The 12,109-nt window shown below is 55.5% G+C and carries 11 protein-coding genes; 2 read left to right on the top strand and 9 right to left on the bottom strand.

Features of this window, described 5'->3' with window-relative positions; translation table 11 throughout:
• Positions 1-8: 8 nt before the first annotated feature.
• The gene (gene trxA, locus CUC55_RS11945) at positions 9-329 is read left to right on the top strand and encodes a thioredoxin (protein ID WP_067646133.1); all 321 of its coding nucleotides are present in this window, start codon (positions 9-11) and stop codon (positions 327-329) included.
• Positions 330-477: 148 nt separating this feature from the next.
• Here the strand turns inward: trxA and CUC55_RS11940 are convergent, their stop codons facing one another.
• The 8 genes from CUC55_RS11940 to CUC55_RS11905 all read right to left on the bottom strand — a co-directional run bounded on the left by CUC55_RS11940 (position 478) and on the right by CUC55_RS11905 (position 8,678).
• Positions 478-1,821, bottom strand: coding sequence for a bifunctional folylpolyglutamate synthase/dihydrofolate synthase (locus CUC55_RS11940; RefSeq protein ID WP_103088013.1), 1,344 nt, complete (start codon positions 1,819-1,821; stop codon positions 478-480).
• A 40-nt stretch (positions 1,822-1,861) separates the two neighbouring features.
• A complete protein-coding gene (gene accD / locus CUC55_RS11935) occupies positions 1,862-2,755 on the bottom strand; it encodes an acetyl-CoA carboxylase, carboxyltransferase subunit beta (RefSeq protein WP_067646131.1) in 894 nt (297 codons plus the stop codon).
• 37 nt (positions 2,756-2,792) lie between these two features.
• Positions 2,793-3,632 carry a tryptophan synthase subunit alpha gene (trpA, locus tag CUC55_RS11930; protein WP_067646129.1) on the bottom strand — a complete coding sequence of 280 codons (840 nt, stop codon included), beginning with the start codon at positions 3,630-3,632 and terminating at the stop codon, positions 2,793-2,795.
• Between the two features lie 2 nt (positions 3,633-3,634).
• Positions 3,635-4,855, bottom strand: coding sequence for a tryptophan synthase subunit beta (trpB, locus tag CUC55_RS11925; RefSeq protein WP_067646127.1), 1,221 nt, complete (start codon positions 4,853-4,855; stop codon positions 3,635-3,637).
• 2 nt (positions 4,856-4,857) lie between these two features.
• Positions 4,858-5,514, bottom strand: a complete 657-nt coding sequence (locus CUC55_RS11920; protein WP_103087963.1) for a phosphoribosylanthranilate isomerase — start codon at positions 5,512-5,514, stop codon at positions 4,858-4,860.
• A gap of 103 nt (positions 5,515-5,617) precedes the next feature.
• The gene (locus tag CUC55_RS11915; RefSeq protein ID WP_103087962.1) at positions 5,618-6,385 is read right to left on the bottom strand and encodes a M48 family metallopeptidase; all 768 of its coding nucleotides are present in this window, start codon (positions 6,383-6,385) and stop codon (positions 5,618-5,620) included.
• 45 nt (positions 6,386-6,430) lie between these two features.
• Positions 6,431-7,666 carry a polyhydroxyalkanoate depolymerase gene (locus CUC55_RS11910; protein ID WP_067646121.1) on the bottom strand — a complete coding sequence of 412 codons (1,236 nt, stop codon included), beginning with the start codon at positions 7,664-7,666 and terminating at the stop codon, positions 6,431-6,433.
• A gap of 169 nt (positions 7,667-7,835) precedes the next feature.
• Complete coding sequence (locus CUC55_RS11905) at positions 7,836-8,678, bottom strand: fumarylacetoacetate hydrolase family protein (protein WP_103087961.1); 843 nt, start codon at positions 8,676-8,678, stop codon at positions 7,836-7,838.
• Between the two features lie 192 nt (positions 8,679-8,870).
• Here CUC55_RS11905 and CUC55_RS11900 point away from each other — a divergent pair, with 192 nt between their 5' ends.
• Positions 8,871-9,473, top strand: a complete 603-nt coding sequence (locus CUC55_RS11900) for a nitroreductase family protein (RefSeq protein ID WP_103087960.1) — start codon at positions 8,871-8,873, stop codon at positions 9,471-9,473.
• 115 nt (positions 9,474-9,588) lie between these two features.
• Here the strand turns inward: CUC55_RS11900 and CUC55_RS11895 are convergent, their stop codons facing one another.
• Positions 9,589-12,027, bottom strand: coding sequence for a DNA gyrase subunit B (locus tag CUC55_RS11895; RefSeq protein ID WP_103087959.1), 2,439 nt, complete (start codon positions 12,025-12,027; stop codon positions 9,589-9,591).
• Positions 12,028-12,109 lie beyond the last annotated feature (82 nt).

The raw sequence follows: 12,109 nt of genomic DNA, 5'->3' as shown, positions 1-12,109 counted from the left end.
AGCCAACCATGGCTACCGTGAAAGTCGATACGTCAAACTTCCAGGCCGAAGTTCTGGATTCCGTAGAGCCCGTCGTTGTCGATTTCTGGGCTGAATGGTGTGGTCCGTGCAAGATGATTGCCCCCAGCCTTGAAGAAATCGCCACCGAGCTCGCTGGCAAGGTCAAGGTCGTGAAGCTGAACATTGATGAAAATCCGGAGCTTGCAGCGCAGTTCGGCGTTCGCTCCATCCCCACGCTCGCCATGTTCAAGGGCGGTGAAGTGGCGGACATCAAGGTTGGAGCAGCGCCAAAGACCGCTCTTTCAGCATGGATTTCCAGTGCTGCTTGATTGAGCGTTGACCTGAAATCAGAGAAGCCCGGTTATCGCCGGGCTTTTTNGTTGGATTATCCCCACCCTCGACGTCATCTCAGGCTTGACCCGAGGATGACGATGGGGATCTGGCGGCTCAATTCTCAAAGCCGATGTCCGCGGGCTTTTACGTCGGAACCGTGCCGTTTAATGCCAGCGCATTGCCTGCCAGATACAACGAGCCACCAATCAAAATCCGCGGCGCTGGTTTTCCGGGTACAATGCGCTTTTTCAGCTCTTCCAGCGCTTCCTCAATCGAGGATGTCGGCGCGGCGACCAACCCGGCATCGAACACTGCGTGCGCCAGCACCACTGGATCGATTGCTGCATCCGTGCCGTGGATAGGCACCGTAAAANCATATTGAGCGATATCGGCGAAGGCCTTGAAATAACCGACCTGATCCTTGGTATTGATCATGCCCGAAACGAGAAACAGCGGACGCGACTGCTTTTCTTCAAAGCCTGCCATAGCTTCGGCAATCACTTCGCCAGCACCAGGATTATGGCCGCCATCGATCCAGATTTCCGAACCGGCAGGTGCGAGATCAACAATATGGCCAGTCTTGATCCGTTGAAGGCGGCCCGGCCATTCGACTGAGGCCATCGCCGTTTCGATCATCTTGTTCGTCACTTCGAAGCCAGCCGCCTTGACGGCGCGGATGGCGGCGGCAGCGTTGGCGAGTTGATGGCGGCCAGGAAGGCGCGGCAGTGGTGCATCTACCAGGCTAAACTCATCCTGATAGACCATGCGCCCAAACTCTTCATGGGAGGAATAATCCTGCCCGTAGACTGCGGTCGGACACTTCAAACGTTCTGCGGTATCGACCAGCACATCGAGCGCTGCGTCATATTCCTGATGACCGATGACGACGGGCGATCCCGATTTCATGATCCCGGCCTTTTCGGCAGCAATCAGCTCGACGCTGTCGCCCAGATAGGCCTGATGATCGAGCGAGATCGGCATGATGATCGAAACCGCCGGGTTGGTGATGACGTTGGTGGCGTCGAAACGGCCGCCAAGGCCAACCTCGATGATAGCAGCATCGGCTGGATGTTCCGCAAACAGAACGAAGGTAACGGCTGTCAGGATTTCGAAGACGGTGATCATCTGGCCGCCATTGGCAGAAGCAACACGTTCCAGCGCATCGGCCAGAACCTCATCTTCGACATAGCGGCCCTTTTCGCCGCGAATGCCGAGTCGGTAGCGCTCATACCAATTGACGAGATGGGGAGAGGTGTGGACGTGCACGCTCAGACCTGCGGCCTCCAGAAGCGCGCGGCTGAAGGCTGTAACCGAGCCTTTGCCGTTGGTGCCAGCAACATGNATGATGGGTGGCAATCTTTTGTGCGGATTGCCAAGCTTTTCGAGGAGAATGGTGATCCTGTCGAGTGACAGATCGAAGCCTTTGGGATGAAGGCCCAAAAGCTTTTCGATGATCCGTTCTGCCTCGCTTTGCGCAGGCGTCGTCATATCCGTCATCGGCCCCTCCGGAGCCCAGTCTCTATAGACGTCAGGCGGAAGCCGCCAGCGGCAGGATTTCCGTCGACCTATCGGCTGGTGTCTTGGTCATGATCTTGAACAGGCTAGCCAGCGTGTCGGGAATTTCGCGCCGATCCACGACCATGTCGACCATTCCGTGATCCAGCAGATACTCCGATGTCTGGAAACCCTCAGGCAGCTTTTCGCGGATCGTCTGTTCGATGACGCGTTTGCCAGCAAAGCAGATTTCAGCACCGGGCTCGGCAATATGCACATCACCCAGCATGGCGTAAGATGCAGTGACACCACCCGTTGTCGGGTTGGTCAGGACAACAATATAGGGCATGCCCGCTTCTTTGAGCATGTTGACGGCAACCGTGGTGCGCGGCAGCTGCATCAACGACAAAATTCCTTCCTGCATACGTGCACCACCGGAAGCGGGGAACATCACGACGGGGCAACGCTCGGAGATAGCGCGCTCAAACGCTTTCACGATAGCTTCACCGGCAGCGATACCCAGCGAGCCGCCCATGAACTGGAACTCGTGCACAATGGCCACGATCTTCAAGCCCTTGAGCTTGCCGACACCGGAAAGAATCGTGTCCTCCTGTTCGGTCTTCACACGGCTGTCGCGCAGACGATCAGAATATTTTTTGGAATCGCGAAACTTCAAAGGGTCCTGAGCGACCTTCGGCTGCGGTAGCGCTTCGTAAACACCGCCATCGAACAGGTCTTCAAGACGCGCTTTCGCTGGCATCTTCATGTGAAAACCGGAGGCCGGAATGACCCACTTGTTTTCTTCGAGGTCCTTATGGAAGACCATCTCGCCTGTCTCTGGGCATTTGATCCAAAGATTTTCCGGCGTCTCGCGGCGGCCAAGCATGGAGTTGATCCGAGGCCGTACGTAATTGGTGATCCAGTTCACGTCTAATACTCCTGACTATCTGCGCTGAACCGAAGACTTATTCGGCAGCGGCAAGGCGCGATGCGCGCACACCCGTTGAAAGTCCCTTTACCAGTGTTGTGACGAAGGGAACAGTGTCATTCGTGGCTTTGCCATCCTTGGTCAGGCTGGCGGCAATCTGGTTGACGATGACAGAGCCGACCACGACGCCGTCGGCAACTGCACCGATCGCGCGGGCATGATCGGCCGTTTTGACCCCGAAGCCGACGCAGACCGGAAGATTCGTGTGCGACTTGATCCGCCCGACTGCGCCAGAAATCAGGGCCGGTTCCGGTAGTGCAGAACCGGTAATCCCGTTTGTCGATACATAGTAGACAAAGCCCGAGGTGTTTTTGAGAACAACAGGCAATCGCTTCTCATCGGTCGTTGGCGTCGCAAGGCGAATGAAATTAATGTCGCGGCTCAGAGCCGGCACGCACAGCTCGTCGTCCATTTCCGGCGGCAGGTCGACCACGATCAGGCCGTCTATGCCAGCCGCCAACGCGTCGTCCAGAAACGTTTCGACACCATAGATATAGATCGGATTGTAATAGCCCATCAGAACGATCGGTGTCGCATTATCCTGCTTGCGAAATTCCCGCGCCAGATCGAGCGTCGTTTTCAGCGTCTGCCCGCCTTTCAGCGCACGCTGTGCAGCGAGCTGAATGGCCGGGCCATCCGCCATCGGATCGGAAAACGGCATGCCGAGTTCGATGACATCGGCACCGGCTTCCGGGAGGGATTTCATAATACCGAGCGACGTTTCGAAATCCGGGTCGCCACCCATGAAATAGGTGATCAGTGCGGGGCGATTTTCAGCGCGCAGATCGGCAAAGCGCTTGTCCATACGTGCAGTCATGATTACGCACCCATTTCCAGAAGTTTCGCCACGGTAAAGATGTCCTTATCGCCACGGCCGCACAGGTTCATGACGATGATCTGGTCTTTATCCATTTTCGGCGCACGCTTGATGACTTCCGCCAGCGCATGGGCTGGTTCCAGCGCCGGAATAATGCCCTCGGTTCGCGTCAGCAACTGGAAGGCATCCAGCGCCTCATTGTCCTTAATGGGCACGTATTCAACACGGCCCGCATCTTTCAGCCAGGAATGTTCTGGTCCGATGCCGGGATAATCGAGACCAGCAGAAATCGAGTGACCTTCCTTGATCTGGCCATCGCTGTCCTGCAACAGATAAGTGCGGTTGCCGTGAAGTACGCCGGGCGATCCCGCCGTCAACGACGCGCAATGCTCCTCACCCTCAAGACCTTTACCGCCGGCTTCGACGCCAACGATTTTGACGCTGGCATCATCAAGGAACGGGTGGAACAGACCGATGGCATTCGAGCCGCCGCCGACGGCTGCTATCAGCATATCCGGAAGGCGACCTTCCGCTGCCATCATCTGCTCACGCACCTCGTGCCCGATGATTGACTGGAAGTCGCGGACCATTTCAGGGTATGGGTGCGGACCAGCCGCAGTACCAATCATGTAATAGGTGTCATCGACATTGGTGACCCAGTCACGCAACGCTTCATTCATGGCGTCCTTCAACGTGCCGTGGCCAGCCGTCACCGGCTTTACTTCGGCACCCAGAAGCTTCATTCGGAATACGTTAGGGGCCTGACGCTCCACATCGGTTGCGCCCATATAGACGACGCAGGGAATTCCGAAACGGGCCGCGACCGTTGCAGATGCAACGCCGTGTTGGCCAGCACCGGTTTCCGCGATGATGCGGGTCTTGCCCATGCGCTTGGCAAGCAGGATTTGGCCAAGGCAGTTGTTGATCTTGTGCGACCCGGTGTGGTTCAGCTCATCGCGCTTGAAGTAAATCTTCGCGCCACCAAGCTCCTGTGTCAGCCGCTCGGCAAAATAAAGCGGGCTTGGACGACCGGTGTAGTGGGTGTTGAGATGGGCAAGCTCGGCCTGAAACTCGGGGTCAGTCTTTGCCTTGTTCCACTGCTCCTGCAACTCAAGAATCAATGGCATCAGGGTTTCGGCAACGAAGCGGCCTCCGTAAATACCAAAACGGCCGTCCTCGTCGGGACCGGCGCGGAACGAGTTGGGTTTCAGCGTTTCGTTCACTCTCAAACTCCCTTTGATCCTGCTGAGCGGACCGCATCGAAAAATGCGTCGATCATGGCCAGATCCTTGATACCCGGTGATCTCTCGACACCGGAAGATGCATCTATTCCCNTCGCCCCGGTTTCCGCCAAGGCTGCAGCGATGTTGTCCTTGTTCAGGCCTCCCGAAAGCATGTAATCCACACTTTCGTCAAGAGACCGCAACAACGTCCAGTCGAAAGAGACGCCATTGCCGCCGGGCAGATCGGAACCCTTTGGCGGCTTGGCATCGAACAGAAATTTATCGGCAATCCCAATATAGGGATCAATTCTGGCAAGATCATCGTCATCGCGAATGGAAAACGCTTTAATGACAGGCAATCCATAGACGGCTTTAACGTTCAGCACCCGCTCGGGGCTTTCGCTGCCATGAAGCTGAAGCACATCGGGTTTCAACAGATCGATGATCTCGTCCAGCTCATCATTGCCGGCATCGACGGTGACGGCGACGATCTTGACGCTGCCGCGCACGGCATCTGCAAGTTTACCGGCAATGTCGGGTTCGATGTTGCGCGGGCTTTNCTCGAAAANGATGAAGCCGATATGGCTCGCACCGCGCCGAACGGCCCGTTCGATTGCATCCGCCGACGTCAATCCGCAAATCTTGATATCCGGTCTCATAGCTTGGGAGGTGCCACGAAATGACCGTCGAGTCGAGCCAAATCGAAACAGTCGTTAAANCAGAGCAAATGTTTCACGTGAATCCAAAATGTTTAGAATGGTTTTAGTCGAAATCGATTGCGTGAAGTTGCGATCCATTCCGTTTCAACCATGTTTNCGACGTTTCCATATCCGGGCACAGCGTCTCGCACAAAGCCCAGAATTTTGGTCCATGGTTCATCTCGCGAAGATGCGCTACTTCATGGGCGGCCAGATAATCGATCACGCTTTCCGGCGCCATGACGATGCGCCAGGAAAAGCTGAGATTGCCTTCATGCGAGCAGGACCCCCAACGGCTACGGGTATCCTTTATGGAAATCGAACGGATCGGCTTACCGATGCTGTTGGCATGAACGGCAACGAGACGTTCCAGATCGGCGCGCGCTTCCCTCTTCAAAAACGTTGCAATCCGCTTTCTTAGATTTTCTGGCAGCCCGCTGACACGCAGCACCGCTTCTCCAGCCTCGCCAGTGGCCAGATGAGTGACACCACGCAATGTGCCGGTATGTTCAATGCGATGCAGAACGCCACGAATGAAGATGCTGCCGCCATCCACCAGCCCAGCATCATCGGAAANTTTCGACAGTCTGCTTTTGAGCCAACCATTATGGCGATCAAGAAAATCGTCCACGTCTCGGTGGTGAAGACCGTAGGGAATGGTCATTTTCAACGCCTTGCCGCCGGGCTCGATCCGCAAGGTGATGCGGGTTGCACGTTGATTTTCCCTGATGGTAATCGGCAAGCTACGACCGTCAACATCCACCATGCGCTGCGATGGCGCAGACCGGGACAGCGCAGACGATTTCAAGGTCTTTCGGAGAAGCGAAAACATGTCCTTTCATAGCGATTCGCGATGCGAAAAGCTATCAGCTTCACCTCACACGGCCTTTTGATGTTTACGCATGAAATCCAGCATACGGGGTGCGATATCGCTGCGGAAGCGTGAGCCGTTGAAAACGCCATAGTGGCCGACATCCGGCTGCACGTAGTGTTCCCGCTTCTCATTGGGAATGTTCAAGCAAATGTCATGAGCAGCCTTCGTCTGGCCGGCGCCGGAAATGTCGTCGTTCTCGCCTTCCACGGTGAATAGCGCGACGTTTCGGATAGCAGATGGTTCCACCGTCCTGCCCCTGTGCAGCATTGTACCCTTGGGGAGAGCATGTTCGATGAAAACGGTTTCAACAGTCTGGAGATAGAATTCCGCGGTCAAATCCATCACTGCCAGATATTCATCATAGAAATCGCGGTGTTTCTCTGCCGGCTCTCCGTCATTCTTGACGAGGTTGAGGTAGAAATCCTTGTGCGCCGTCATGTGCCGATCGAGGTTCATGGACATAAAGCCAGACAGCTGCAGAAAGCCGGGATAGACGGCGCGGCCGAAGCCTGGCTGCGGCCACGGCACCTGCATCACCACATTGTCGCGAAACCACTCGATGGGCTTGCCTTTGGCCATTTCATTGACTGCGGTTGGATTGATGCGGGTATCGATAGGCCCACCCATCAGTGTCATCGAAGCCGGTGAGAAGGTATCCCCATCGGCCTCCATGATGGCAACGGCCGCCAGTACCGGCACCGATGGCTGGCAAACGGCCACGACATGCACGCCTTCACCGATGTGATGCAGCATCTCGATGACATAGGAAATGTAGTCATCCAGATCGAGCCCGCCGTCGGTTAGCGGCACTGTTCGCGCATCCATCCAGTCGGTGATGTAGATCTCGGCAGAGGATAGCAATGCTTCAACTGTTCCCCGAAGAAGCGTGGCATAGTGTCCAGACATCGGGGCGACGAGCAAAATTTTTGGGTCGGCCTTGCGATCAACAGCAACATTACGGTTGAAACGTACCAGATTACAAAACGGCTTCGACCAGACGATCTCCTCGTTAACGGCCACAGGCTCGTCATCGACCAGCGTGGAGAAAAGTCCGAATTCCGGTTTACCGTAACGTCGGGTCAACCGCTCGAAAACTTCGAAGCCTGCATCCAGACTGCGACCAAAAGCCGTATTCGACATGGGATTGAGCGGATTGCTATAGGCTCGACGCATGAGGTCGGCACTGGCGCGCAGCGGCGCCATCGCGGCATGGTTCATTTCATAAAATTGATAGAACATAGATAAACGCCTCCCATCGTCATCTCAGTCTTTTAAGGAGAGTAGCATCTTTTCGCACTTGCACAAANTCAACCGATTTTGAGACTAATGCGAAGTCCTCCTATCCTTCGTGGCTCAATGCGAAAGGGCAAGCCGAAGCCTGCCCATGCACTATTTCCACGATCTTCAATTAGATATCAGCGATGAATGTCTGCTTCTGCGTTCCAAGCCCGTCAATTCCGAGTTCGACCACATCACCGGCTTTGAGAAAGCGCGGAGGCTTCATCCCAAGGCCGACGCCTGGCGGGGTGCCGGTGGAAATGATGTCGCCGGGATGCAGGGACATGAACTGGCTGAGGTAGGACACGACGTGGGCAACGCCATAGACCATGGTCTTGCTGGAGCCATTCTGCATCGTCTCGCCATTGACCTTCAGCCACATGCCGAGGTTTTGCGGGTCGGCAACTTCGTCCTTGGTAACGAGCCAAGGTCCAATAGGGCCGAAGGTGTCACAGGATTTACCTTTGGTCCACTGCCCTTGACGCTCAGTTTGAAAAGCACGTTCCGACACATCATGGGACACGCAATAGCCGGCAACATAATCAAGCGCGTCAGCCTCAGACACATATTTTGCCGTTTTGCCTATCACGACTCCCAGTTCGACTTCCCAGTCTGTCTTTTCCGAACCGCGGGNAATGACGACATTGTCGTCAGGACCGACGATGGCGGAGGTGGCCTTCATAAAGATCACCGGTTCTGGCGGCACCTTGGCACCGGTTTCGGCGGCATGGTCGGAGAAGTTGAGCCCGATGCAGATAAACTTGCCAGTGCCGGAAACGCAGGCGCCGATACGGTCTTCGGACAATACAGGAAGTGAAGAAAGATCGAGGTTTTCAATGGTTTNCAAACCGTCCGGAGAGATTGCCTCACCGCCAATGTCCCTCACATGCGCCGACAGATCTCGGATTTTACCATCTGCATCAAGGATGGCTGGCTTTTCCTGGCCAGGTTGGCCAACGCGCATCAGTTTCATGGAACTCTCTCCCTATAGCTATGATCATGCATATATGAACGAACTATTTATCCTTGTCACGCTTAGACCATCAAAANTGCGGACCCTCGTTGATCTCGCGCATTCTGCTTTGCGCGTCCTCCAATGAAGGCTACACCATTCCATGGCTTCACGAGGTGTTATTGTGACGCCGAAAATTGTCGAGGAGATGATATGACCTACAGCAATTCACGTCAGTCAGAATACCCGGTGGATCCCATCTTTCTGGACCGATGGTCGCCACGCGCTTTCGTTGATGCAGCGATGCCCAAAGAACATTTGCTGACAATTCTCGATGCAGCACATTGGGCGCCGTCGGCATCCAATCAGCAGCCGTGGCGTTTCGTTTATACCCATAAGGGCAGCCCGCATTGGGACACATTCATCAGTCTTTTGATGGAGGGAAACCAGCGTTGGGCGAAGGACGCATCCGTCCTGCTTTTCGTCATTTCACGGAATTATAATGTTTCACGCGACGGTGAGAAAAANCCCGCGACGACCCATTCCTTCGATGCTGGTGCGGCGTGGTTCGCTCTCGCCTTGCAGGCGCATTATCTCGGTTACCACGCCCATGCCATGGCCGGTATTTTCAATGACAAGATCGTTGAAACGCTGAACGTGCCTGAAGGCTATGTCGTGGAAGCAGCAGTTGCCATTGGCACCATCGCTGACAAAAGCACCCTGCCCGACGATTTGGCTGCACGAGAAANTCCCAGTGAAAGACTGCCACTCTCTGACGTAGCATTCGAAGGAAGTTTCACCGGCAAAGCCGATTGAAGAGCGACGGCGGCTCGCCATCATGCGAGAAGGCCCGATGGAGTGTTCCACAGGGCCTTTCTTTAACAAGACGTTTCACGTGAATCGTTTTTTNGCAACAATCCACCGTTTAAAATTAGATGTCGAGATTGGCTACGTTCAGGGCATTTNCCTGAATGAAGTCGCGCCGAGGCTCGACTTCATCACCCATAAGGCGGGCGAAGAGACTATCTGCATCCGTCGCATCCGGGACTCTCACCTGAAGCAGCGAACGCACATTGGCATCGAGCGTGGTTTCCCATAGCTGCTCGGCATTCATTTCGCCCAGCCCCTTGTACCGCTGCATCGAAAGGCCCTTGCGACCGGACGCGAAGATCGCGTCGAGAAGCGAGCGTGGTCCGGAAATCGTCAGCGCTCCGTCCTTGCGCTTCAGCACCGGCGGTGTCTTGTAGACGTCACCCATGCGAGTGGCCAGCTGATCGATGTGTCGAGCATCTGCCGATCCCATCAGGCCCATATCCAGCGTAGAAACTTCCTTCACGCCGCGCACCATGCGCCAGAAGCGCAAGCCACCATCGTTCAAAACTTCGCCTGTCCAGCCCCGTTCTGTCTCTTCGGCAATCATATCCAAACGACGCGCAACTTCAGCAACCGTGGCTTCAGCCTTGCTGGCATCTGCGGACAGTTCCGGGTTGAGCGCACCGGCGATGGCGGCCTGCTCGACAATAGAGCGGCTGTAGCGTGAGTGCAAATTGTCAATCAGCGTGCGCATGCGCACCGCGTCGAGAATAACCTCGCGCAAATCATCGCCGACACGGACTTCGCCGGAGCCGACCGTGAGCGACGCTTCGTCAATACCCATTGTAATCAGATATTCTTCGAGCGCCTTCTCGTCTTTCAGGTACTGGACGGACTTGCCGCGCGTGACCTTATAGAGTGGTGGCTGGGCGATATAGATATGACCACGCTCGATCAGTTCCGGCATCTGGCGGAAGAAGAACGTCAGCAGCAGCGTGCGAATATGGGCGCCATCCACGTCAGCATCGGTCATGATGATGATCTTGTGGTAACGCAGCTTGTCCGCATTGAACTCATCCTTACCGATGGATGTGCCCAAAGCCGTAATCAGCGTACCAATTNCCTGGCTCGACAGCATCTTGTCGAACCGAGCGCGTTCCACGTTCAGGATTTTACCGCGCAGCGGCAAAATAGCCTGTGTTTCACGCGAGCGACCCTGCTTTGCAGACCCACCAGCNGAATCACCCTCGACGAGGAAGACTTCGGATTTGGCCGGATCGCGCTCCGAGCAATCGGCAAGCTTGCCGGGTAAGGATGAGATGTCGAGCGCGCCCTTGCGACGGGTCAGTTCACGGGCCTTGCGAGCGGCTTCACGCGCAATTGCGGCTTCAACGACCTTGCCGACAAGGATCTTGGCTTCGGTCGGGTGTTCTTCAAACCAGGTGCTGAGCGCCTCATTGACGAGGTTTTCAACGACCGGACGCACTTCTGAAGACACCAGCTTGTCTTTTGTCTGCGACGAGAACTTCGGATCGGGGACCTTGACCGAGAGAACGGCGGTCAGACCTTCACGGCAATCTTCACCCTGCAGTGACACTTTTTCACGCTTGGTGATACCAGAACTATCTGCATAGGAGGTAACCTGGCGCGTCAGCGCGCCACGGAAACCAGCCATATGCGTTCCGCCATCTCGCTGGGGAATGTTGTTGGTGAAGCACAGCATGTTTNCATGATAGGTGTCGTTCCACCACATCGCGACTTCAACGGTGATGCCGTCTTTTTCGCCGATGATGTAAACCGGCTTGTCCACCAGCGGCTTTTTGGCCCGATCGAGATAACGCACGAAGGCTGCAAGACCGCCATCATATAACATCTCTTCCTGCTTGATGTCGGAGTGACGCTTGTCGGTCAAAAGAATGCGCACGCCCGAATTCAGGAAGGCCAACTCGCGCAACCGGTGTTCCAGCGTCGCGTAGGTATACTCGGTCATGGTGAAGGTGTCGGTGCTGGCAAGGAAGGTGACTTCCGTGCCAGAGCGGCCCTCATATTCGCCAACGATCTTCAGCGGGCCATCGGCCACGCCGTGCGTGAAGGAAATCTCGTGGATTTTTCCGTTGCGGCGAATACGCAGCTTCAGCCAGACCGACAGCGCGTTGACAACGGAAACACCCACGCCATGCAGGCCGCCCGAAACCTTATAGGAATTCTGGTCGAACTTTCCGCCCGCATGCAGCTGCGTCATGATGACTTCGGCGGCCGAGACGCCTTCCCCGGTATGGATATCGGTTGGAATGCCGCGACCGTTATCGGTGACGGAAACCGAACCATCGGCGTTCAGCGTGACTGTTACAAGATCGGCGTGACCGGCCAGCGCTTCATCGATGGCGTTATCTACGACTTCGTAGACCATGTGGTGCAGACCGGAACCGTCGTCGGTATCACCGATATACATGCCGGGACGTTTGCGCACCGCATCAAGGCCTTTCAGGACCTTGATCGAGTCGGCTCCATAGGCTGCACTGGCGGCGTTTTTTNCGCTCGACGTCGTTTCAGTCATAAGCACTCTTTCCAAATGTATCTGTCGCAGCGCCATCTCAAACCAGGATAGTGCTACAGCGAATCACTTTAAATCTGACGTG

The organism is Agrobacterium bohemicum, assembly GCF_002896715.1.
In the GTDB taxonomy this organism is placed as follows: Bacteria; Pseudomonadota; Alphaproteobacteria; order Rhizobiales; family Rhizobiaceae; genus Agrobacterium; species Agrobacterium bohemicum.
This window is presented reverse-complemented; position numbering and strand designations above follow the sequence as displayed.

What these genes read in the sequence shown, in the direction of transcription:
- trxA (WP_067646133.1), top strand. Translation starts at nt 9, where the DNA reads ATGGCTACCGTGAAAGTCGATACGTCAAACTTCCAGGCCGAAGTTCTG.
- trpA (WP_067646129.1), bottom strand. Translation starts at nt 3,632, where the DNA reads ATGACTGCACGTATGGACAAGCGCTTTGCCGATCTGCGCGCTGAAAAT.
- CUC55_RS11910 (WP_067646121.1), bottom strand. Translation starts at nt 7,666, where the DNA reads ATGTTCTATCAATTTTATGAAATGAACCATGCCGCGATGGCGCCGCTG.